Below are 22,611 nucleotides of genomic sequence, written 5' to 3' on the forward strand. Positions count from 1 at the left end.
CATTGCTTGGCGTGACCATTCTAGGAAGCCAGGGGTCCGGAACCGCTTGATGGCGATCAAGAATCTCCGATGGTTTTGGTGGGTTGTTCCAGCACCGCTCGAAAAGACGGGTGAGCTTTTGTGTTTTGCTGGGGTGTTCCAACACTGCCAGAAAGGCAAATGAGCTTTTGTGTTTTGCTGGGGTATTCCAACACTGCCAGAAAGGCAGATGAGCTTTTGTGTTTTGTGGGTGTTCCAACACTGCCAGAAAGGCAGATGAGCTTTTGTGTTTTGTGGGTGTTCCAACACTGCCAGAAAGGCAGATGAGCTTTTGTGTTTTGTGGGTGTTCCAACACGGCCAGAAAGGCAGATGAGCTTTTGTGTTTTGTGGGTGTTCCAACACTGCCAGAAAGGCAGATGAGCTTTTGTGTTTTGTGGGTGTTCCAACACTGCCAGAAAGGCAGATGAGCTGTTGTGTTTTGTGGGTGTTCCAACACTGCCAGAAAGGCAGATGAGCTTTTGTGTTTTGTGGGTGTTCCAACACTGCCAGAAAGGCAGATGAGCTTTTGTGTTTTGTGGGTGTTCCAACACTGCCAGAAAGGCAGATGAGCTTTTGTGGCGAGGGAGCTTGCTCCCGCTGGGTTGCGAAGCGACCCTAAAACCTGCTGGCGCGGTGTGTCAGATGGATTGAGTTGTTGCTGTTGGGGCCGCTTCGCAGCCCAGCGGGAGCAAGCTCCCTCGCCACAGGGGGGAATGTCGGGCGTCAGAGCGCGAACGAGATCGCAATCGCCAGCACCACCGCCCAGCTCAACACCAACCACCGCCACAACCGCGGCGCATGGCGCAGCTCCATGAAACCGTCGGCGATCAGCCAGGCCTTGGTCACCGCGACCGCCAGGATGGCGATGGACACCAGCCCGCTGGCGGCGATCTGACCGAGGGCGACGGTGCCGCTGCTCAGCACGGCCAGCGCCATCCAGCAGGCAATCAAGACACGGGAAGCCGACATGAGCACCTCCGCTCAATCAAGGATGTAGACCACCGGGAACAACAGCACCCAGACCAGATCGACCATATGCCAATACAACACGCCGGACTCCAACCCGCTGTGTTCCTGCGCACCGTAGCGCCGACGTAGGCAACCCTCGGCCAGCCAGGCAAGGATCACCATGCCCAGCAACACATGGAGGAAATGAAACGCGGTGAGGATCCAGTACAAGGTGAAGAACGTGTCGTGCTCCATCCCCAGCCCGTTCGCCAAGAGATGGGCATACTCCGTGAGTTTGATCGCCACATAACCGCAAGCGAGCAACAACGCCCCGCACAACAACAGCGCGGCTCGACGCGGCCGGTCCTGCCTGACTTGCTCCTGGGCCAGGGCGGCGAACAGGCCGGCGGTGAGCAAGCTGAGGGTCATCGCCAGGCCCGTGGACCGGTCCAGCAACTGCCGGCCCTCGCTGAACATCTGCGGGTGCAACGCCTGGGCAACGGTGAACGCCAGGATCAACAGCGCGAACACCGACAACTCGGCGAGGATGAAAAACCACATCGCCAGATCCCCGGGCAACCGCCGGGACACGCCAGCGGTTTCAGCCGAAGTGGACATCGACCACATCCATCAACGCGGCAACGGTCTGCGGGTCGTCACTCAACGGCTCGGCCAGGCAGGCCAGGCAGGCTTGGCGCGGGTCCATGCCGGAGCCGATCATGCGCGCGGCGAAAATCAGCAGGCGCGTCGAGGCGACTTCCTCCAGGTCATGCTGATCGAGCCGGCGCAGCGCTTGCCCCAATCGCACCACCTGGGCCGCCAGGGCCAGATCAACCCCCGCCTCGCGGGCGACGATGCGTTCTTCATCGGCCACCGCCGGATAACCAAAGCGCATCGCCACGAAACGCTGGCGCGTACTGGGTTTCATACCCTTGAGCAGGTTCTGGTAACCGGGGTTGTAGGACACCACCAACATGAACGACGGCGGCGCCTGCAGCACTTCGCCGGTGCGCTCCAGGTACAACTGCCGCCGATCATCGGCCAAGGGGTGCAGCACCACCGCCGTGTCCTGGCGCGCCTCGACCACCTCATCCAGATAACAGATGCCGCCCTCGCGCACGGCCCGGGTCAAGGGGCCGTCCTGCCACCAGGTGCCTTGGGCGCCGATCAGGTGACGCCCCACCAGGTCGGCCGCACTCAAGTCATCGTGGCAAGCGACGGTGTACAGCGGCAGTTTCAGGCGGTGGGCCATGTGCTGGACGAAACGGGTCTTGCCGCAGCCGGTGGGGCCTTTGATCAGCACCGGCATGCCGTGATGCCAGGCTTGTTCGAACATCGCCTGCTCGTTGTCCTGGGGTTGATAAAAGGGTTCGTCGGGGTGCTGCAAAGTGTGGATAGCGTTCATGGCGAGGGCCTGATCAGACAACACGATTGCCGGCCACGCTACGGTGCCCTGCGACAACCTGGCAAGGGCGGCGGCCGGCAAACTTGATCGCCGTCAAGCGGCTCACCACCGCCCTGGGCATAGCCTTGCATCGCACCAAGAACCTGCGCGCCAAACGTCATTTACAGCGCAGCGCGGGTCATGCCTGAGGAGAAATGGAATGCTGATCAGCCACAAAAAAACGTGGGCCCTGAGGGTGACGGCGCTGTGTACAGCGCTGGTTGCTCCCTACGCCTTCGCCGACCAACCCACCACGCCGGAGTCACCCCGGGTGGTCAAGACCGAAGGCGCGCCGGACCTGAGCCAGGCCGACTTCGACTCGGCCAAGGAAATCTATTTCCAGCGCTGCGCCGGCTGCCACGGAGTCCTGCGCAAAGGCGCCACCGGCAAGCCGCTGACACCCGACATCACCCAGTCCCGCGGCCAGGCTTACCTGGAAGCGCTGATCACCTATGGCTCGCCCGCCGGCATGCCGAACTGGGGCACCTCCAACGCCCTGACCAAAGACCAGATCACGGTGATGGCCAAATTCATCCAGCACACCCCGCCGACGCCGCCGGAATGGGGCATGGCCGAAACCCTCAAGACCTGGAAGGTCCTGGTCAAACCCGAGGACCGCCCGACCAAGCAGCTCAACAACCTCAACCTGCAGAACCTGTTCTCGGTGACCCTGCGCGACGACGGCAAGATTGCCTTGATCGACGGCGACAGCAAGAAAATCGTCAAGCTGATCGACACTGGCTACGCGGTGCACATCTCGCGCATCTCGGCGTCGGGGCGCTACCTGCTGGTAATCGGCCGGGACGCCAAGATCGACATGATCGACCTGTGGCCGAAAGAGCCGACCAAGGTCGCGGAAATCAAGGTCGGTATCGAAGCCCGTTCGGTGGAAACCTCCAAATTCAAGGGCTACGAGGACAAGTACACCGTCGCCGGTTCGTACTGGCCGCCGCAGTTCACCATCATGGACGGCGAGACCCTGGAGCCCAAGCAGATCGTCTCGACCCGGGGCATGACCGTCGACACCCAGCAATACCATCCCGAGCCGCGCGTCGCGGCGATCATCGCCTCCCACGAGTGGCCGGAGTTCATCGTCAACGTCAAGGAAACCGGCAAGGTGATGCTGGTCAACTACCAGGACATCAAGAACCTCACCATCACCAGCATCGACGCCGCACCGTTCCTCCATGACGGCGGTTGGGACAGCAGCCATCGCTACTTCATGACGGCCGCCAACAACTCCAACAAGGTAGCGGTGATCGACTCCAAGGAACGCAAGCTCACCGCCCTGGTGGACGTGGGCAAGACCCCGCACCCAGGCCGCGGCGCCAACTTCAACCATCCACTCTATGGACCGGTGTGGGCCACCAGCCACTTGGGTGACGCCGGGGTTTCGCTGATCGGCACCGACCCGGTCAAGCATCCGCAATACGCCTGGAAACAGGTCGCTTCGCTCCAAGGCCAAGGCGGCGGTTCTCTGTTCATCAAGACCCACCCCGCGTCGCGCCACCTGTATGTCGACACCACCCTCAGCCCCGACGCCAAGCTCAGCCAGTCGGTGGCGGTGTTCAACATCGACAAGCTTGACGCCGGCTACACCGTGCTGCCGATTGCCGAGTACGCCGGCATCAAAAAAGGTGCGTTGCGCGTGGTGCAACCGGAATACAACAAGGCCGGCGACGAGGTCTGGTTCTCGGTCTGGAGCGGCCAGGAAGACGAGTCGGCACTGGTGGTGATCGACGACAAGACCCTCAAGGTCAAGAACGTGATCAAGGACAAGCGCCTGATCACCCCCACCGGAAAATTCAACGTCTACAACACCCAACACGACATCTATTGAGCCCCATCAATAAGAGGAAAAACCATGAAGCCTATTCTGATCGCACTGGCCTTGACGGCCGCCTACAGCCTGCCGGCCTTGGCGCAAGACGGCCCGACCCTGTTCAAGAGCAAGCCCTGCGCGGCCTGTCACTCCATCGACACCAAGGTGGTGGGCCCGGCGCTCAAGGAAGTCGCGGCGAAAAACGCCGGCGTCGCGGGGGCCGAGGCGGTACTGGCCAAACACATCAAGGAAGGGACGCAAGGCAACTGGGGACCGATGCCGATGCCGGCCAACCCGGTGACAGAGGAAGAAGCCAAGATCCTCGCGGCGTGGGTCTTGACCCTTAAATAACTGGGCAGGATCTGCCTGATGCCTGTGGCGAGGGAGCTTGCTCCCGCTGGGCTGCGAAGCGGCCCCAAATAGCAACCTGACGACTCGCTGTGTCAGGCAAACCCAAGGGGCTGCTGCGCAGCCCAGCGGGAGCAAGCTCCCTCGCCACAAAAGCCGTGCAATTTTGTTCAGGAGGACGTCATGGAACGACACCACTTCACCACCTCGATAACCACCCTCCTCTTCGTTTTCTCCTCCTGCGTGCTGGCCGCTCCCGACAGCCGGCGCCAGGCCCAACTGCAACACCTGCTGGACCAGGATTGCGGCGCCTGCCACGGCCTGTACCTGACCGGTGGCCTCGGCCCGCCCCTGACCCACGAAGCCCTGGCCGGAAAATCCCGCGACAGTCTCATCGCCACCGTCACCCTCGGCCGGCCCGGCAGCGCCATGCCCGGTTGGGCCGCGCTGCTCGAACCCGACGACATCCGCTGGCTGGTGGACCGGCTCCTTCAAGGAAAACCCGCCCCATGATCCGTTCTATCCTGTCCTCCACGGCCATCGCCCTGCTGCTCTGCGGTTGCGCCCAGACACCGTTGCGCGGCACCGGCGATTTGGGCGTGGTGGTGGAACGCGCCAGCGGCAGCCTGCAAATCATCGAAAGTGACACCCGCACCGCCCTGGGCCGTGTCGAAGGCCTGGGCGACCTGTCCCACGCCTCGGTGGTGTTCTCCCGCGACCAGCGCTACGCCTATGTATTCGGTCGCGACGGTGGCCTGAGCAAAGTCGACCTGCTGGGCGCACAAATCGAGCGGCGGATCATCCAGGGCGGCAACAGCATCGGCGGCGCAATCAGCCAGGACGGCAAGCTGATCGCTGTCTCCAACTACGAGCCCGGCGGCGTCAAGGTATTCGATGCCCAGACCCTGGAACAGGTCGCCGACATCCCGGCCACGCCATTGCCCGGCGGCCAGAAACGTTCACGCGTGGTCGGCTTGGTGGATGCACCGGGACAACGCTTCGTGTTCAGCCTGTTCGACACCGGCGAGATCTGGACCGCCGACTTCAGCCAGGGCCTCACCCCGCGCATCGAGCGTTTCACCGCCATCGGCCAGCAACCCTACGACGCCCTGATCACCCCCGACGGGCGTCATTACATGGCCGGGCTGTTCGGCGAGGACGGCATGGCCCAGCTCGACCTATGGCACCCGGAACGCGGCGTGAAACGGCTGCTCGGGCACTACGGACGCGGCCAGGACAAGTTGCCGGTGTACAAGATGCCGCATCTGGAAGGCTGGGCCATGGCCGACCAACAAGCCTTCGTACCCGCCGTCGGGCATCACCAGGTGTTGGTGATGAATGCCCAGGACTGGCAGCAGACCGACGCCATCGCCGTGGCCGGCCAACCGGTGTTTGTCACGGCGCGACCAGATGGCCGGCAACTGTGGGTCAACTTCGCTTATCCGGACAACGACCGCGTCCAGGTCATCGACACCCAGACCCACGCCATCGTCGCCGACCTACGGCCAGGCCCGGCGGTGCTGCACATGGAATTCACCGCACGGGGTGACCAGTTGTGGCTGTCCGTCCGGGACGGTGGCGAGGTCCAGGTCTGGAACCCGTATCGGCTCGAACGCCTGGGCAGCCTACCGGCCCTGAGCCCGAGCGGGATTTTCTTCAGCAGTCGCGCGCACAAGTCGGGGTACTGACCATGGCACCCAGCTCACTGGCCCGGCGCCTGATCGATCGATTCCAGCATGGCCTGCCGTTGTGCGCCGAGCCCTATCGGGCCATGGCCGAGACCCTGGGCTGCAGCGAAGCCCAGGTCATCGATTGCCTGCACCACCTGCACGTGGCCGGGACCTTATCGCGGGTCGGCCCGGTGTTCGAACACACCCGCGCCGGGGCCAGCACCCTCGTCGCCCTGGCGGTGCCCGAAGACCGCCTGCACCAGGTGGCGGCACGCGTCAGCCAATACCCGGAAGTCAATCACAACTATGCCCGGGAACATCGCTACAACCTCTGGTTCGTGCTGACCGGCCCCAACCGGGCGCACCTGGACAACATCCTCCAAGAACTGGAACACGACACCGGCCTCACGCCCCTGGACCTGCCCATGCTCACCGCCTACCGCATCGACCTGGGCTTTGCCCTGGAGGCCACCCCATGAAAAACGCCCTGAGCGAACAACAGTCACTGGCCTTGCGCCGTCTGCTGGAAACCGGCCTGCCCCTGACATCCCGTCCCTTCCAGGCCTTGGCCGAACAGATCGAGGCCAGCGAGCCACAAGTGCTCGAACAGGTGCAGCGCTGGCATGAACAGGGGCTGTTCCGTCGTGTCGGCCTGGTGGTCAACCATCGCGCCTTGGGGTTTGCCGCTAACGCCATGCTGGTGCTGGATGTGCCGGACGCCCTGGTCGATGAAGTCGGCCGGCGCCTCGGCCAGGCCCCGGGCATCAGCCTTTGCTACCAGCGTCCACGGCGCCTGCCCCAGTGGCAATACAACCTGTTCTGCATGATCCACGGACGCCAGCGTGACCGCGTCGAGGCCCAGGTCCAGGCGCTGCTGGAAGAACACCTGCTGGACGACCTGCCGCACCAACTGCTGTTCAGCACGCACCTGTTCAAGCAATGCGGCGGACGTTTCTCCGCACCGGTCGGAGCCCGTAGCGATGGATGACCTCGACCGGCGCCTGATCAATCGCCTGCAATTGGGCCTGCCACTGGTCCGTCACCCTTGGCAGGCCCTGGCCGAGGAACTGGACAGCAATGCGACTGAACTGCTCGACCGCCTGCATGAACTGCTCAACGACGGCGTACTGACCCGCTTCGGCCCGATGTTCGACATCGATCGCCTGGGCGGTGCGTTCACCCTGGCGGCACTGGCGGTGCCCGAGTCGCACTTCGAAACCATCGCCGAGCTGCTCGCGGACATGCCCGAAGTCGCCCACAACTACCGCCGCGAACACACCTGGAACATGTGGTTCGTGCTCGCCTGCCCCAGCGAACAGGCGATCAACGACGCCCTCCTGCGCATCGAGCACCTGACCGGCCTGGTGCCGCTGAACCTGCCCAAAGAGGAGACCTACCATGTCGGCCTGTACTTCCCCGTCTGAGTCGTTGTGGCAAGCACCGCCACGGCTGGATGAAACGCCCTTGGCCCTGCGCCTGGTGGAACTGACCCAGGCCGGCCTGCCCTTGCTCGAAGACCCCTGGGCCTGGCTGGCCGAACAACTGGGCTTGAGCGTGGAATCCACCATTGACCTGCTCAAGCGTTTGCAGGCCGAAGGCGCGATCCGGCGCATCGCCGCCGTGCCCAATCACTATCGCCTGGGTTATCGCCACAACGGCATGACGGTGTGGGACGTGGCCGATGCCGATATCGCACGCCTCGGCGCCCTGCTGGGAGCACAGCCCTTTGTCAGCCACTGCTATCGGCGCCCGCGCCGGCCCGGTTGGCGCTACAACCTGTTCGCCATGGTCCATGGCCGCAGCCGCGAAGAAATCGACAGCTACCGCGAACACCTGCGCTACCTGCTGGGGGACGCCTGCGCCGCCGACGACATGCTGGTGAGCAGCCGCATCCTGAAAAAAACCGGCCTGCGGCTGTCGCCTGTGGGAGCAAAGCTTGCTCGCGAAGCAGGGGCGTCGGTTTTATGAAGGATCGCATCGGTTTCATCGCGGGCAAGCCTTGCTCCCACCAAGCCTTGCTCCCACGGAGCGACTTATGTTGAGGATCAGCCATTACCTGCGGGCCCTGGCCGGGCATTGCCCCGCCCCACGCGTCGCGCCACCGGGCAGCCAGCGCCCGCCGGTGGTGATCTGGAACTTGCTCAGGCGTTGCAACCTGACCTGCAAGCACTGTTATGCAACATCCGCCGACAGCGTGTTTCGCGATGAACTGGACACTGCGGCGGCGCAACAGGTCATCGACGACCTGCATGATGCCGGTGTGCGCGTGCTGATCCTGTCCGGCGGCGAACCCTTGCTGCGCGACGATCTGTTCCAGCTCAGCGCCTATGCTCGCGACAAAGGCTTTTTCCTGGCCCTGTCCACCAATGGCACATTGATCGACGCCACCAACATCGAACTGATTGCCGCGGCGAACTTCGACTACGTCGGCATCAGCATCGATGGCCTGGAAGCGACCCACGATGAATTCCGCCAGCTCAAGGGCAGTTTCGCCAGCTCCATGGCGGCCATCCGGCTCTGCCGCGAGCAAGGGATCCGGGTCGGATTGCGCACCACCCTCACCCAGCAAAACCATGCCCAGCTGCCACGATTGCTGGACTTGATGGATGAATACGACGTACAGAAATTCTACCTGTCGCACCTCAACTACAGCGGCCGCGGCAAGCGCAGTCGCAAGCTCGATGCCCAGCAGCAGATGAGCCGCGAGGCCATGGACTTGATCTTCGAAAGGGCCTGGCGCGACATCGAACAGGGCCGCGACAGTGATTTCGTCAGCGGCAACAACGATGCCGATGCGATCCTCTTGCTGCACTGGGTATCCCGGCGCTTGCCCCAGCACTACGCCGCATTGGAGCAGATGCTGCGGGCCTGGGGCGGCAATGCCTCGGGCAGCGGCATTGCCAACATCGACAATACCGGCGAGGTCCACCCCGATACCTACTGGTGGCAGCACTCGGTGGGCAACGTGCGCCAGACACCGTTCAAGACCCTCTGGTCAGAGCGCCCCGACGCCCTGCTCTTGAAGCTGCGCGAACACCCCCGGGCCGTGGGCGGCCGCTGCGGGCAATGCCGATGGCTGGACATCTGCAACGGCAATACCCGCACCCGCGCCTGGGCCGACGGCGACCTGTGGGGCCAGGACCCCGGCTGCCACCTCAGCGATGACGAAATTGGCCTGCACCCGATCCCCAGCGTTGCGCTGCCCTGCGCCTGATGAACCGACGGCGAACCTGATACCGAACCAAGGAAGTCCCATGCCTGCCTCCATCGTTTTGCCCGCTGCCCTGCAATCGCCCTTCAGACCGGGCGAGGTCGCCCTGGTCGGCGCCGGCCCCGGTGACCCGGGCCTGTTGACCTTGCGCGCCTGGAGCCTGTTGCTACAGGCCGACGCGGTGGTCTACGACCGCTTGATCAGCGCGCAATTGCTCAGCCTGATTCCACTCGCGTGCGCCCGGCATTACGTCGGCAAGGCCGCCGGCTGCCACAGCCTGCCCCAACCACAGATCAACGAACTGCTGGCCGACCTGGCCGACCAGGGACAACGGGTGGTGCGGCTCAAGGGCGGCGATCCGTTCATCTTCGGTCGCGGCGCCGAGGAACTGGAGTATCTGCTGGCGCGGGGTATCGATTGCCAAATCGTGCCTGGTATCACCGCCGCGGCCGGTTGCAGCACTTACGCCGGCATTCCCTTGACCCATCGCGACCTGGTCAACTCCTGCCGTTTCATCACCGGTCATTTGCAACGCGAAGGCGACTTGAACTTGCCTTGGCAAAGCCTGGCGGATGACAGCCAGACCCTGGTGTTCTACATGGGCTTGTCGAACCTCGGCACCATTGCCACGCAGTTGATCGCGGCGGGCCTGGCGGCTGATACGCCGGCGGCGTTGATCAGCAACGGCACGCGCCCCGACCAGCAGGTCCTGCGCGGTACTCTCCAGCAACTGCCGGAGCTGGCGAAGGCGTGCGCCGAAGGCCTGCCGACCTTGACGGTGATCGGCAAGGTGGTTGGCTTGTTTGCCCATCAGGTATTGGAGCATCCGGCCCGCCTGCACCCGGCCCTACCGCTCCAGCCAAATATCGCGAGGGTCGCCTCATGAGAATCGGCTGGCTTGCCCCATTGCTGTGGATCGGCACTGTCCACGGCGCCACGGTGCCGGAACCGGACCTGGCGTCTGCCGAACAGACCTACCAGCAACACTGCCAGCAGTGCCACGGGGTCAATCGCATCGGTGCTGCCGGGCCGGCACTGTTGCCGCAAAGCCTGAGTCGGATCAAGCCCGACGAAATCCGCCAGGTGATCACCCATGGACGCCCGGCCAGCCAGATGGCGGCGTTCGGCGCAGTGCTGACGTCTGCGCAGATCGATGGCCTGACCCACTACCTTCAACGTCCGCCCGCCGTTGAACCGACCTGGAGCGAGGACGACACCCGCCGCAGTCATCGCCTGCTGGCGGATGTCGCCAGCCTGCCCGATAAACCCCAGCATCACGCTGATCCGCTGAACCTGTTCGTGGTGGTGGAGGCTGGCGATCATCACGTCGATATTGTCGACGGCGATCGCTTCGAGGTCCTGGCGCGCTTCGCTTCACACTTTGCGCTGCATGGCGGACCGAAATTTTCCCCGGACGGACGCTTCGTCTATTTCGCCTCCCGGGACGGCTGGATCAGCCTGTATGACCTGCACAACCTCACGCTGATCGCCGAGGTGCGGGCCGGGCTCAATACCCGCAACCTGGCGGTGAGCAAGGACGGGCGCTGGGTGCTGGTGGGCAACACCCTGCCGGGCAATGTGGTGGTGCTGGATGCCCGCGATCTGTCACTGGTCAAGACCGTTGCAACGGTGGGCCTGAACGGCCAGCCGTCGCGGGTCAGTGCGGTGTATACCGCGCCGCCGCGCAACAGCTTCATCGTGGCCTTGAAAGACGTGAAAGAGGTCTGGGAACTGTCCAGCGGACCGAACCCGGACTTCGTGCCCCGACGGATCGAGGCCGAGGATTACCTCGATGATTTTTCCTTCTCGCCCGATTACCGGCAGTTGCTCGCCACCTCCCGCAAGGCCCAGGGCGGCCAGGTGATCGACCTCGACACCGGGCGGATCGTCACTGACATCGCGCTGCCGGGCATGCCACACCTGGGCTCGGGGACCTATTGGAAACGCGATGGGCACTGGGTGTTCGCCACGCCCAACATCAGCAAGGGATTGATCTCGGTGATCGATTTCGACACCTGGAAAGTCATCAAGCAGATCCCCACGCTGGGGCCGGGTTTCTTCCTGCGCAGTCACGCCAACTCCCGCTACGCCTGGACCGATGTGTTCTTCGGCCCGGACAACGATGCCATCCACCTGATCGACAAACAGACCCTGGAAATCGCCCACACCCTGCGGCCCATGCCCGGCAAGACCGCCGCCCACGTCGAGTTCACCCGCGATGGCCGCTACCTGCTGTTGAGCATCTGGGATAGCGATGGCGCGCTGATCGTCTACGACAGCAACACCCTCGAGGAAATCAAGCGACTGCCCATGAACAAGCCTTCGGGCAAGTACAACGTCGGCAACAAGATCGAGTTTGCCGAGGGGACGTCGCACTGAAAAAAAGGGGCTGATGCGCAGCCCCCAATATCAACCGACCCTCAGAACTGCTTCGCAGCCCAGCGGGAGCAAGCTCCCTCGCCACAAAGGCGATCGGAAACGTAGGTCAGCTTAACCATCCTGTGGGAGCTTGCTCGCGATAGCGGTGGGCCAGCCACATCCATACCAAATGACTTGCCCTCATCGCGAGCAAGCTCGCTCCCACAGGGTTATGTGTGCAGCCAAGCAAACTCTTCGGCCATGGGGTTGCCCTCCGTGGCGAGGGAGCTTGCTCCCGCTGGGCTGCGCAGCAGCCCCAAAGGGATTTCCCCCTCACCAGGTAAGCACCGCCCCCACCGCAAACGTGTCGGTGTCTTCGTTCTGGGCGCTCGTATCGTGGCCATTGATTTCGAACTGGTTGTACTCGGCCACGAGCTTGAGGTTGTCGTTGATGTCATGGAACAGCGCAATGCCACGGGTTTCGTAATCGGCACCACTGCCCACCACGCCGTTGCCGTCGTCATCGGTCTTGCCGTAGGACAGCGCCAAGCGGTTCTTGCCCAGCTTGTAGGAGCCCTGCAACAGGTAGCCCTTGCTGTCGACATTGCGCAGGGTGGCTTCACCGGCGTTGTTGGTGAAGAAAGGGTTGATGCCCTTGGCCTGGAACCCCGAGCCGGTCAGCGACAACCCGCCCATCTTCGCCTGTACACCGTACCCCAGGCCTTTGGAAGTGACCGATTCGACGCTGGCGTCGGTGTTGTCCGAGGTCTGGTAACTGCCGTTGAGCCAGCTGTAGATCTTCGCCCCGCCCAGGTCGAACTGGTAGGTGATCTCGCTCTCGGTGCGCGGGTTTTCCTGATAGGCCTTGCCGGTGGCGCTGTTGTCGTTGGTGTCCACCGGGTCCATGATCCCCACCGCCACGCGCAAGCCCTCCATCACCGGCGTGCGGTAGGTGATCTGCGAGGTCGGGAACGGGTACGGATAACCGCTGCCGATGTTGCCAAACGACACGCCACCACCGTCCACCAGCCCCAGGGTGTCGCTGACCTGGCCATAACCGGCGAGCAGTTCGTCCAGCAGGATGTTGGAACGGGCAAACAGACCGAAGTCCTTGCCGACCAGCACTTCGCCCCACTCCGGGTTGGCCACGGTGCCGTAGAACTGGCGCACGTCGATGGCGGTGTCGGTGCCGTTGGTTTCGCTGTCGTTGATGGTCACCCAGAACGAGGCACGGGCGCCGAGCTTGAGGTCATCGACCTGCTTGCCCATGTTGAAACCCAGGTAGTTGGGCAAAAAGCCCATCTTGACCCGCGCCTGCCGACGGTCGTACTGCTCACCCGCGCGGTCGACGTCGCTGTTGACGTAAAAGGCGTTGATGTAGCCGTCGGTGGAAAAGGTGGTCTGGTCCTTGTCGTACAGCATGATTTCGGCGTTGGCCCAAGGCGTCAGGCCCAGGCTCGAAACACCTACGATGACCGCAGGCAAAAAACGTTGGCGGGTATTTTTATTGTTGTGCATGGCGCGCTCCGCAACAGGGGACGGGATGTCGGAGGCGATTATCGAAAGGCGCCAGGGCGCGTCATACGCTGCCTTGGGAGCGATTGGCGGATGCTTTGGCAGCGCCGGCCCGGCGCGGCAGTTTGGGTGTAAGACGGCGAGGCTGGCGGGTGCGGTACTTTGGGTGTGGGCCGCAAGGTGGCTTGGGAGGATCAACCCATTGGGCAGTCATAGTGAGCTGGCTGGTTTGGGGCTGCTGCGCAGCCCAGCGGGAGCAAGCTCCCTCGCCACAGGGGTCGCACCCACACTCAAAATTGAAGTCAGATCCAGCTTTTGTGGCGAGGGAGCTTGCTCCCGCTGGCCTGCGCAGCAGGCCCCTCGCCTTCGGCTCAGAACCGCGGCTTGACGGTCTTCCAATCCGGCCGGTAACGCTGCATCTGCCGCACATCGTCGCGCTGGCGGATGCCGCAACTGAGAAACTGCTCATGCAGCTTGCCCAGTTGATCCCGGTCCAGCTCCAAGCCAAGCCCAGGCGCCCGGGTGATCTTCACGCAGCCGTCGACAATCGGCAGCTTGCCGCCCTTGATCACTTCTTCATCCGGCTCCTGCCACGGATAATGGGTGTCGCAGGCATAGTCGAGGTTCGGCACCGCGGCCGCGACGTGGGCCATGGCCATGAGGCTGATGCCCAGGTGCGAGTTGGAATGCATCGACACGCCCAGGCCGAAAGTGCTGCACATTTTCGCCAACACCTGGGTGTCCCGCAGGCCGCCCCAGTAATGATGGTCGGCCAACACGATCTGCACGCTGTCCAGCGCCACGCTGCGGCGAAACTCATCGAAATCGGTGACCACCATATTGGTCGCCAGCGGCAACCCCGTGCGCTTGTGCAGCTCGGCCATGCCTTCCAGCCCGGGCGTCGGGTCTTCGTAATACTGCAAGTCATCCCCCAGCAGTTCGGCCATGCGAATCGAGGTCTCCAGGGACCAGTTGCCATTGGGGTCGATGCGCAACGGGTAGCCGGGAAACGCCTGTTTCAGCGCCTTGATGCAGGCGACTTCATGCTCCGGATCGAGGGCGCCAGCCTTGAGCTTGATGCTCTTGAAACCATAGTCCTGGATCATCCGCCGGGCCTGGGCGACGATCTGCTCTTCGTTGAGGGCCTCGCCCCAAGTGTCGGCTGGGTACGGCGAATCGATGTGCTCGGCGTACTTGAAAAACAGGTATGCGCTGAACGGAATTTCGTCGCGGATCGCGCCGCCCAGCAGGTCCACCAACGGCACGTTCAGGTAATGGGCCTGCAAATCCAGGCAAGCCACTTCGAACGCCGAATAGGCATTGCTCACCGCCTTGCTCGCATGGGAACCCGGCGCCAGTTCGGCACCGCTGACGCTGGCCGGTTTCTGCGCGGCGACGGTCGCCTGGACGATGGCCCGCAACTGGTTGAGGTTGAACGGGTCCAGGCCGATCAACTGGCTCTGCAACTGCTGCTGGATCGCCAGGGCCGGGGCATCGCCGTAGCTCTCCCCCAGGCCGATGTAACCGTTGTCGCTCTCGATCTCGATGATCGAACGCAACGCGAACGGTTCATGGATACCGCTGGCGTTGAGCAAGGGTGGGTCGCGAAAAGCGATGGGGGTGACGGTGACGCGTTTGATCTTCATACAGCGGCTCCCGATGGGCCAGGGTTCAAGGCTTGGTTTTTTTCCGGTTGGTCGGACAGTGAATTCGGCTTATCGCGACCCGGCTTGGTGCGGGCGAAGAAAATCACCACGGCGGCCACCAAGGAAGTGATCGCCAGCCCATACAGTCCGCCCTCGATGGACCCGGTGGTCTGCTCCAGGAAACCGAAGGCCGTCGGTGCGACGAAGCCGCCGAGGTTACCGATGGAATTGATCAGGGCGATCACCGCCGCCGCGATGCGCGCATCCAGGTAGCCCTGGGGAATCGGCCAGAACAGCGCCGAGGCCGCCTTGAAACCGATGGCCGCGAAACAGATCGCCACGAAGGCAAAGATCGGCCCGCCGGTGGTGGACATGAACATGCCAAACGCGGCGATCACCAGCGTCACCGCGACCCAGGCCTGCTGGAATTTCCATTTGCCAGCCAGGGCGGCAAAACCGTACATCGCGACGATGGAAATGATCCACGGAATGGAGTTGAGCAAACCGACCTGGAAGTCCCCCAGGTTGCCCATTTTCTTGATCATGCTCGGTAGCCAGAACGTGGCGCCGTAGATGGTCAGGGCGATGGAAAAGTAGATGAAGCAGAACAGCGCGATCTGTCGGTCGGCCAGCAACTTGAACATCGACGGCTTGATCACTTGCGCGGCTTCCCTCGCTCGCTGCTCTTCGGCGATGGCGGCGATCAAGACGGTTTTCTCTTCAGCCGTCAGCCATTTGGCCTGGCTGGGGTGCGATTGCAGCCAGAACCAGACGAACCCGCACAGCACGATGGAGGCAAAACCTTCGATCAGGAACATCCACTGCCAGCCATGCAGGCCCATCCCGCTGATGTGCAGCAAGGCGCCGGAGACCGGGCCGGAAATCACCGAGGCGATGGCCGAGCCGCTGAGGAAGATCGCCATCGCCTTGCCGCGCTCGTTGGCGGGCAGCCATTGGGTGAAGTAATAGATGATGCCGGGAAAGAACCCCGCCTCCGCCGCGCCGAGGATGAAGCGCAGCACATAAAAACTGGTTTCGCCGCGCACAAAGGCCATGGCCATGGCCGCCGCGCCCCAGGTGAACATGATGCGCGTCAGCCACGCCCGGGCGCCGTAGCGTTGCAAGAGCATGTTGGACGGGACTTCGAACAGCGCGTAGCCGATGAAGAACAGCCCCGCACCGAGCCCGTAGGCCGCGGCGCCGATGCCCAGGTCGGTTTCCAGGTGGCTGCGCACGAAGCCGATGTTGACCCGGTCGATGTAGTTGACGATGAACATCACCACCACCAACGGCAATACATGACGTTTGACCTTGGCCGCCGCGAGCGCCAGGGTGTTGTCATGGGTGGAGTCCGTTACGTTATTCAAGGGTGCCTCCCGATCGTTGTTTTTGTGGGGAACGGGACGATGATGGACGCGGCGGATTGTTCCCGTCTAATCTAACTTGGCACTTGATTGATACCTGGATTGAATCAATGTTTGAACTGGCCCAGTTGCGCTGCTTCACCACCGTGGCGACCGAACTCAACTTCCGGCGTGCCGCCGAACGCCTGAACATGACCCAGCCACCGCTGAGCCGGCAGATCCAATTGCTGGAGCATCACCTAGGCGTCGAACTGTTCACCCGCAGCACCCGCAGCGTGGCGCTCACCGCCGCCGGCCGGGCGTTTTTCGTCGAAGCGCAGAACCTGTTGGAACAGGCGCAACAGGCCGCCGAGGCCGCCAAACGTTTTGCCAAGGGTGACATCGGCTCGGTGACCATCAGCTTCGTCGGCAGCGCGGTGTACGAGTTCTTGCCCAAGGTGATTGCCGAGGCCCGGCTGAAACAGCCCCAGGTCAAAATCGTCCTGGCGGAAATGAACACCTATCAACAGCACGAAGCCCTGCGCGCCCGGCGCATCGACCTGGGCATTGTCCGCTCGCCGCTGCTGGAAACCGGCTACGCCACCGAATGCCTGGTGCGCGAACCCTTTGTGCTGGCGGTGCCTGCGGGTCATCCGCTGGCCAGCGCTGAAACCGTCAGCGTCCAGGACCTGGACGGACAACCGTTCCTGATGTACTCCCACGCCGCCTACCCGCCCTTCAACGAACTGCTCACCGGCATGCTGCGCTCGGCCCGGGTCGCACCGCAATTCGTGCAATGGCTGGGGTCGTCGCTGACGATCCTGGCCCTGGTCAACGCCGGCATGGGCCTGGCCCTGGTGCCGCGTTGCGCCAGCAGCGTGGTGTTCAAACACGTGGTGTTTCGCGAGATCGATTTGGGCGAAGGGGTGCAGAGCGAGTTGCACCTGGTGTGGCGCGAGGATAACGACAACCCGGCGTTCACCATGTTGCTGGAAGGGATTCGGGGGGCGGTTCGGGAAGGGTTTTGAAGGCGGAGCAACAAGGCCCATGGGGTTGGCAGTGGCTGACCGAGCGTCGTGGACTTAGGTTGTGAGGGCGCTTGCAACGCCCCCACAACACTACCTGGCGATTACCCAGGCTTGTGGTTATCCAGTACTCGATTGACCGCTAACTCACCCAACATGATGACCCGTTGCAGCACCAGCATCGTTTGGCGTCTTGGGCCGTCCGTCAAATCGGTGAGGTCGCTGACCATCACGCTGGCGGATGCCAAGGATTCGCACGCCTCAACGAGTAACGTTTCGTCATCCACCGCTGCGTCGATGGTGAAGATCGTGCTGGGCTTGCGGGGCGGTATCTGCGTTTTCGTCGCCCCGGGATTCAGGTAGTGCTTGAGCGCACGGTCTGCCGCCTCTTTCAACTTTTCAGGGTCGAGAGAGTCGCCGTAGAGTACCGAGTCGATATCCGGGGGGTTGGGAGTTACTTTGAACATAATTGACAATCCTATATTGGAGCTGCAACCGTTCTCTACTAAAAGAAGGGTGGCGGCTGTACGCAGGTTAGTAGACCGGCAGGATTGGCAAAACCCGGCGCGCCCGAGGACGCCCTGCGCACAACCACCATTTAGTGCAGGCATATAAATGACCTGACTGAACGGTGCTCAAGCACTTCACCAAACCTGATGGGCTACTAAACCCGACCACTGATGGGCAGTGGCAGGTAAACGATAGAGGCCAGGGACAAAGCGCACAAGCCGGCGGATTCTGACGCATGCGTAAGCAAGGACGCAAGGTCTCGTAGCCTTTAGGGCGTAATGTGGAGTGTATTTAAACGTGTCGCGCTAGATATGTTTACGGAAATTAAACATGACAACTTTTCTTCGTTATTTCTTGGGGCTGTATTGGTGTAAATACAGTGTCTTACGGGACGCGTTGTCCTCATCGATATTAAACGAGGTCATGCCGTAGATAATACGTTGGCGGATGTTTTGGGGAATTTTCCTACAGTTGGCCGGCTACAACTTGTTGCGTTATCAAATGGCACCTTACCCGATATTTACCCTGCGGTTCCTCATAGACCACTTGGACTCACAGGGTAGTGGTGAACGGTAAGTCACTACTTGAAAAGCAGCTCAGACTGCAAGTGAAGTGCATCCGCCATGGCTTCAATTTCCTGCCGCATCCACAATTTCTGCAACCAATCGGAGGGAATAGCCTGCACCCCATAAAATGCCCCCGCCACTTGGCCGACAATAGCAGCGGTGGTGTCAGCGTCGTCGCCCAGGTTCGTCGCGGCCAGCACCGCATCAGCGAAACTGTCCGTCTGATGAAAGCACCACAGCGCCGCTTCCAAGGAAGCCACCGAATAACCAGAGCCTGACACGTCACTACGGCCTTTTCCCTGATACGCCCCTTGGGCGAGCGCTATCACTTTGGCGGCGGTCAGTTGCTCGGACGCCACACGCAACACATCCGCCTTTGAAGCGCCGGTCAATGCGTTGGCAATGACATCAGCCAACACCTGGCAACACTCCACCGCCTCTGTTGCCCCATGGGTCGTACGCGAACTCAGCGCCGCAAAATCGCGAATGCGTTTGCGATCCGGATAAAAGAACAACACAACCGGTGCCAAGCGCATCAGCGAACCATTGCCAGCCGTATCAGCAGCGGTATCCCCCGCGAAGGGGTCGCCATGGGACTGATAGCGTTCCAGTGCACCGCGAACGGTCATACCAATGTCAAAGCAATCACCCGTGGAGCTCAGATAACCCCAATGCCACCAATTGAGGTATCGACCCATTTGGTCAGCCGCATCAAAACCACGCTTTTGCAACAGGCTCTCAGCCAGACACAAAGCCATCGATGTGTCATCGGTCCATTGGCCAGGCTTGAGATTGAAGGGACCGCCACCAACCATGTCGGTCACAGGGGTAAAGGTATTCCGTGGCTGGAATTCAACCGTAGTGCCAACGGCGTCACCACACGCCAAGCCCAGTAAGCATCCGCGATAGCGGTCTGAAAGTGTCGGAGACATCCTGATTCCTTCTGATCCGAGTTCGTCCGCCATGAGCAGCGCACAACCAGCGAGATGATAGCGGCTAGGCATGCCCAAGGAACCTGATCGCAATCTTTTTTATCGAAAACGCAACGTACATTCACTCGGCTGTTCCCCCATCTCAAAACAAGTTGTACGATGACCGACGAGCACCCATCGCTCGCGTTCCTAATACCTACAACAACAAGGAAATCCCATGAAAAAAACGACATTGGTCATCGGCTTCTTGTGCCTGTTCAGCGGCTACGCAGCGGCCGCCGCTACATCGCCCGAGCAGGAGGTGGCCCAGGCGGTCGATCATTTGACCCAAGCCATGCTGCACAAAGACATCCCACAACTTCAGGCACTGGCCGCCGAGAACCTGACCTATGGTCACTCCAGCGGCAACATCCAGGACAAGAAAGCCTTCATCGCCGACATCGAAACGGGCAAGAGCGCGTTCAAGACCCTGGAAATGAAGAACCAGAAAATTACCCTGTCCGGTGATGTGGCGCTGGTGCGCAATCACTTCTCGGCCCAGGCGCTCAAGGGCACTGAAGTGGTGCCGACGGAAATCGAGAACTTCCAGATCTGGCAGAAGCAGAAGAATGGCAAGTGGCTGCTGATCGGGCGTCAGGCGTTTCGGTTCTGATAGCGGGTTGACCGGGAAGACCTCTGTGGCAAGCGGAACTCTGTTCACTTGAGGCTGCTGTGATTCCCGTGGCGAGGGAGCTTGCTCCCGCTGGGCTGCGTAGCGGCCCATTCTGTGAGCGCTTCGCACTCAAGCGGGAGCAAGCTCCCTCGCCACGGATTACTGCCCTCGCCGGTTGTATTCCCTCAAGTCGCGGCCCATTGCTCCCGGTACTGCAACAGGAAATCCACAAACGCACGCACCCGCTGCGGCACGTACCGCCCATGGGGATACAACAAGGTGAACGGACGCGAACGTCCCGCGAAAGGCGCTAGCACCTCCACCACCTGCCCGCTGGCCAACTCCTGCTCCACGATGAATTTGTAGGTCTGGAATAAACCTGCGCCATGCTTGGCCAACGTCACCCCGCCCAGTACATCATCCGAGCAGCAATACCCGCCCTGCCCGAACACTTCCTTCTCCTTGCCCTCGACATTGAATAGCCAGGAAATCCGTCGCCCGCTGCTGGGCAACTCGAACTGGATGCACTCGTGGTCATCCAGGTCTTCAAGCACCTGCGGCGTGCCGGCCTTGCGCAGATACTCCGGGGAGGCGACCACCACCAGTTTCGCGTCTTCCAGCAGCCGGGCGATCATCGACGAGTCGGGCTGGGCCCGCACTCGGATGGCAAGGTCATACCCTTCGGCAACAAAATCGATGTTTCGATTGCTCAGGTGCAGGTCCACCGTCACTTGCGGGTACAGCGCCCGAAAAGCCGGTAGCAAGGGCAGGATGCGATGGTGACCGTAGGTGGTGGGCAGGCTGATGCGCAGTTGCCCGGACGGCACCGATTGCGCGCCCATCATTTCCTGTTGCGCCTCGACCAGTTGCGTCAGCGCTTGTCGGCATTGCTCGAAATAGGTCCTGCCGGCTTCGGTCAAGCGGATGCTGCGGGTGGTGCGCACGAAAAGCCGTGAGCCCAGGCGCTCTTCCAGGCGAAAGATCGAGCGACTCACCGCCGCAGGCGTCACACCCGCCAATTGCGCCGCCGCGGTGAAACTGCCCGCCTCCGCCGCGAGGCAGAACAGTTCTATGCTGCCCAACTGCAGGTCTTCGAAATGACGCTTCATGATTCGTTACACCGCGTATCAACTGAAGTTTCCAAATGCCTGTTTATCAGTCCGTGGCGTATAAATACAGTGGCCTTGCAACACGCGGGCGCTGTCCCGCGTCCATTTCCCACCCGCTGGAGTGCACCATGCCTTTCGTCAATGTGCGAATTACCCGAGACGGCGTTACCCGTGAACAGAAAGCCCAGGTGATTTCCGAAATCACCGAAACCCTCCAGCGCGTGCTGGGCAAGGACCCGCATTTGACTCATATCGTGATCGAAGAAGTCGACACGGATAATTGGGGATATGCGGGGATGACGACGACTGAGTATCGAAGTCTTCCCAAGGAGTAAGGCCCCACCTTTGCGAGCCCGGTCCGATTGACCGGGCTTTTTTCTGCCTGCCAACCCGCCAACCCTGTGGGAGCGAGCCTGCTCGCTCCCACAAGGGATTGCTGGCGAACGCGGATTTTGCGATCAGCCGGGAACATTGTGGGAGCGGGCTTGCTCGCGAAGACAGAGTTTCAGTCAGAACTCTGTAGCTGACACACCGCCTTCGCGAGCAAGCCCGCTCCCACAGGAATTTATGGGTGTTCGAGATTGATTACATGACGTATCAACTCAAGTACCAGACGCCTTATTTATCAAACCCTGGCGCATCAATACCCTGAGCTCAACCAACGCCTCACCGGCGCACCGGTTCAACTCAATGTGATCAGGAGTCAATCATGAGCCTCAACAAAACCGTCATCATCACCGGCGCTTCCAGCGGTATCGGCCTGGGCTTGGTCAAGGCATTCCTCGCTCGGGGCTACAACGTGGTGGGCAATGCCCGCTCCCCGTCCGGCCTGGACGCTGCCGCCGCCGAGCTCGGTCACCCGGCCGGTTTCCTCGGAGTGGCTGGCGACATCTCCGCCCCGGCCACCTCAACCGCCCTCATCAGCCAAGCCGTCGAGGCGTTCGGCGCCGTTGACGGGCTGGTGAACAACGCCGGTTTTTTCCTGCCAAAACCCTTCGTCGAATACAGCCCCCAAGACCTGGACGCGCTGCTGGACACCAACCTCAAGGGGCTCGTCTTTGCCAGCCAGGCCGCTGCCGCGCACATGATCGGGCGCCAGCAAGGCTTCATCATCAACATTTCAGCTGCCGTGGCCCTGCAACCGAACATCCAGGTGCCCGCAGCACTGCCGGTGCTGATCAAGGGCGGCGTCAACCAGATGACCCGCGCCCTGGCCCTGGAACTGTCGCCCCACAACATCAAGGTCAACGCCGTCGCACCTGGCATTATCGACACCCCGATGCACGACCCGGCGCACCGCGACTTCCTCAACCACCTGGCCCCGGCCGGTCGTGTGGGCACCATCGAGGAAATTGCCGAGGCCGTGTTGTACCTGGCGGGTGCTGATTTCACGACCGGCGCGATACTACCGGTGGACGGCGGGATGAGCACAGGCAAGTGGTAAATAGGCAAGTGTCAAAAAACAAAAACCCCGGAGGCCAGGCCTTCGGGGT

The 22,611-nt window shown here is 61.8% G+C and carries 25 protein-coding genes; 15 read left to right on the top strand and 10 right to left on the bottom strand.

Annotation, left to right across the window (positions count from 1 at the left end; all coding sequences use genetic code 11):
* Window positions 1–56 precede the first annotated feature (56 nt).
* From HU715_RS10320 to HU715_RS10335, 4 genes are read right to left on the bottom strand one after another with little or no spacing between them, the layout of a single operon-like run.
* The gene (locus HU715_RS10320) at window positions 57–800 is read right to left on the bottom strand and encodes a hypothetical protein (protein WP_217884313.1); all 744 of its coding nucleotides are present in this window, start codon (window positions 798–800) and stop codon (window positions 57–59) included.
* Window positions 743–988 carry a cytochrome C oxidase subunit IV family protein gene (locus tag HU715_RS10325; protein WP_186704970.1) on the bottom strand — a complete coding sequence of 82 codons (246 nt, stop codon included), beginning with the start codon at window positions 986–988 and terminating at the stop codon, window positions 743–745. Before HU715_RS10325 ends, HU715_RS10320 begins: the two co-directional genes overlap by 58 nt.
* 12 nt (window positions 989–1,000) lie before the next feature.
* Window positions 1,001–1,585, bottom strand: coding sequence for a cytochrome c oxidase subunit 3 family protein (locus HU715_RS10330; RefSeq protein ID WP_186704969.1), 585 nt, complete (start codon window positions 1,583–1,585; stop codon window positions 1,001–1,003).
* Window positions 1,569–2,303, bottom strand: a complete 735-nt coding sequence (locus HU715_RS10335; RefSeq protein ID WP_371856181.1) for a CbbQ/NirQ/NorQ/GpvN family protein — start codon at window positions 2,301–2,303, stop codon at window positions 1,569–1,571. Before HU715_RS10335 ends, HU715_RS10330 begins: the two co-directional genes overlap by 17 nt.
* A 268-nt stretch (window positions 2,304–2,571) precedes the next feature.
* Here HU715_RS10335 and nirS point away from each other — a divergent pair, with 268 nt between their 5' ends.
* The 11 genes from nirS (at window position 2,572) to HU715_RS10390 (ending at window position 11,841) form a co-directional block, all read left to right on the top strand.
* Window positions 2,572–4,251 (top strand): nitrite reductase, encoded by a 1,680-nt coding sequence (gene nirS / locus HU715_RS10340; protein ID WP_186704968.1) that lies wholly within the window; start codon window positions 2,572–2,574, stop codon window positions 4,249–4,251.
* Window positions 4,252–4,275: 24 nt separating this feature from the next.
* The gene (locus tag HU715_RS10345) at window positions 4,276–4,584 is read left to right on the top strand and encodes a c-type cytochrome (protein WP_186632792.1); all 309 of its coding nucleotides are present in this window, start codon (window positions 4,276–4,278) and stop codon (window positions 4,582–4,584) included.
* A 180-nt stretch (window positions 4,585–4,764) separates the two neighbouring features.
* Window positions 4,765–5,094, top strand: a complete 330-nt coding sequence (locus tag HU715_RS10350; RefSeq protein WP_186704967.1) for a c-type cytochrome — start codon at window positions 4,765–4,767, stop codon at window positions 5,092–5,094.
* The gene (locus HU715_RS10355; protein ID WP_186704966.1) at window positions 5,091–6,269 is read left to right on the top strand and encodes a cytochrome D1 domain-containing protein; all 1,179 of its coding nucleotides are present in this window, start codon (window positions 5,091–5,093) and stop codon (window positions 6,267–6,269) included. The genes HU715_RS10350 and HU715_RS10355 overlap by 4 nt, the downstream gene beginning before the upstream one ends.
* Before the next feature lie 2 nt (window positions 6,270–6,271).
* The gene (locus tag HU715_RS10360) at window positions 6,272–6,730 is read left to right on the top strand and encodes an Lrp/AsnC family transcriptional regulator (RefSeq protein WP_186704965.1); all 459 of its coding nucleotides are present in this window, start codon (window positions 6,272–6,274) and stop codon (window positions 6,728–6,730) included.
* Window positions 6,727–7,239: a siroheme decarboxylase subunit beta gene (gene ahbB, locus HU715_RS10365; protein WP_186704964.1), complete on the top strand. Its 513-nt coding sequence runs from the start codon at window positions 6,727–6,729 to the stop codon at window positions 7,237–7,239. Before HU715_RS10360 ends, ahbB (HU715_RS10365) begins: the two co-directional genes overlap by 4 nt.
* Complete coding sequence (locus HU715_RS10370; RefSeq protein ID WP_186704963.1) at window positions 7,232–7,675, top strand: Lrp/AsnC family transcriptional regulator; 444 nt, start codon at window positions 7,232–7,234, stop codon at window positions 7,673–7,675. The genes ahbB (HU715_RS10365) and HU715_RS10370 overlap by 8 nt, the downstream gene beginning before the upstream one ends.
* Window positions 7,650–8,219 (top strand): siroheme decarboxylase subunit beta, encoded by a 570-nt coding sequence (ahbB, locus tag HU715_RS10375; protein ID WP_186704962.1) that lies wholly within the window; start codon window positions 7,650–7,652, stop codon window positions 8,217–8,219. The genes HU715_RS10370 and ahbB (HU715_RS10375) overlap by 26 nt, the downstream gene beginning before the upstream one ends.
* A 67-nt stretch (window positions 8,220–8,286) precedes the next feature.
* The gene (nirJ, locus tag HU715_RS10380; protein ID WP_186704961.1) at window positions 8,287–9,465 is read left to right on the top strand and encodes a heme d1 biosynthesis radical SAM protein NirJ; all 1,179 of its coding nucleotides are present in this window, start codon (window positions 8,287–8,289) and stop codon (window positions 9,463–9,465) included.
* A 40-nt stretch (window positions 9,466–9,505) separates the two neighbouring features.
* Window positions 9,506–10,348 carry a uroporphyrinogen-III C-methyltransferase gene (gene cobA / locus HU715_RS10385; protein WP_186704960.1) on the top strand — a complete coding sequence of 281 codons (843 nt, stop codon included), beginning with the start codon at window positions 9,506–9,508 and terminating at the stop codon, window positions 10,346–10,348.
* Window positions 10,345–11,841, top strand: coding sequence for a nitrite reductase (locus HU715_RS10390; RefSeq protein ID WP_186704959.1), 1,497 nt, complete (start codon window positions 10,345–10,347; stop codon window positions 11,839–11,841). Before cobA ends, HU715_RS10390 begins: the two co-directional genes overlap by 4 nt.
* Before the next feature lie 312 nt (window positions 11,842–12,153).
* Here the strand turns inward: HU715_RS10390 and HU715_RS10395 are convergent, their stop codons facing one another.
* From HU715_RS10395 to HU715_RS10405, 3 genes are all read right to left on the bottom strand, one after another.
* Entirely contained in the window at window positions 12,154–13,338 is a 1,185-nt protein-coding gene (locus HU715_RS10395) for a porin (protein WP_186704958.1), read from the bottom strand.
* A gap of 368 nt (window positions 13,339–13,706) precedes the next feature.
* Complete coding sequence (locus HU715_RS10400; RefSeq protein WP_186704957.1) at window positions 13,707–14,981, bottom strand: glucarate dehydratase family protein; 1,275 nt, start codon at window positions 14,979–14,981, stop codon at window positions 13,707–13,709.
* Window positions 14,978–16,348, bottom strand: coding sequence for an MFS transporter (locus HU715_RS10405; RefSeq protein ID WP_186704956.1), 1,371 nt, complete (start codon window positions 16,346–16,348; stop codon window positions 14,978–14,980). The genes HU715_RS10400 and HU715_RS10405 overlap by 4 nt, the downstream gene beginning before the upstream one ends.
* A 107-nt stretch (window positions 16,349–16,455) precedes the next feature.
* Here HU715_RS10405 and HU715_RS10410 point away from each other — a divergent pair, with 107 nt between their 5' ends.
* Window positions 16,456–17,352, top strand: coding sequence for a LysR family transcriptional regulator (locus tag HU715_RS10410; RefSeq protein ID WP_186704955.1), 897 nt, complete (start codon window positions 16,456–16,458; stop codon window positions 17,350–17,352).
* Window positions 17,353–17,453: 101 nt separating this feature from the next.
* Here HU715_RS10410 and HU715_RS10415 read toward each other — a convergent pair whose 3' ends face one another.
* Window positions 17,454–17,816, bottom strand: a complete 363-nt coding sequence (locus HU715_RS10415; RefSeq protein ID WP_186704954.1) for a DUF6124 family protein — start codon at window positions 17,814–17,816, stop codon at window positions 17,454–17,456.
* A 623-nt stretch (window positions 17,817–18,439) separates the two neighbouring features.
* The gene (locus tag HU715_RS10420) at window positions 18,440–19,357 is read right to left on the bottom strand and encodes an ADP-ribosylglycohydrolase family protein (protein ID WP_186704983.1); all 918 of its coding nucleotides are present in this window, start codon (window positions 19,355–19,357) and stop codon (window positions 18,440–18,442) included.
* Window positions 19,358–19,574: 217 nt separating this feature from the next.
* Between HU715_RS10420 and HU715_RS10425 the strand changes: the two genes are divergently transcribed.
* Complete coding sequence (locus tag HU715_RS10425; protein WP_186704953.1) at window positions 19,575–20,009, top strand: nuclear transport factor 2 family protein; 435 nt, start codon at window positions 19,575–19,577, stop codon at window positions 20,007–20,009.
* Window positions 20,010–20,194: 185 nt separating this feature from the next.
* Here the strand turns inward: HU715_RS10425 and HU715_RS10430 are convergent, their stop codons facing one another.
* On the bottom strand, window positions 20,195–21,118 hold the full coding sequence (locus HU715_RS10430) for a LysR family transcriptional regulator (protein ID WP_186704952.1): 924 nt from the start codon (window positions 21,116–21,118) through the stop codon (window positions 20,195–20,197).
* 128 nt (window positions 21,119–21,246) lie between these two features.
* On the opposite strand from HU715_RS10430, the gene HU715_RS10435 reads away from it, so the two are divergent.
* The gene (locus tag HU715_RS10435; RefSeq protein ID WP_025213530.1) at window positions 21,247–21,453 is read left to right on the top strand and encodes a tautomerase family protein; all 207 of its coding nucleotides are present in this window, start codon (window positions 21,247–21,249) and stop codon (window positions 21,451–21,453) included.
* A gap of 374 nt (window positions 21,454–21,827) precedes the next feature.
* Window positions 21,828–22,562: an SDR family NAD(P)-dependent oxidoreductase gene (locus HU715_RS10440; RefSeq protein ID WP_186704951.1), complete on the top strand. Its 735-nt coding sequence runs from the start codon at window positions 21,828–21,830 to the stop codon at window positions 22,560–22,562.
* Window positions 22,563–22,611: the final 49 nt, after the last annotated feature.

This window comes from Pseudomonas zanjanensis, assembly GCF_014268745.2.
GTDB classification, from domain to species: domain Bacteria; phylum Pseudomonadota; class Gammaproteobacteria; order Pseudomonadales; family Pseudomonadaceae; genus Aquipseudomonas; species Aquipseudomonas zanjanensis.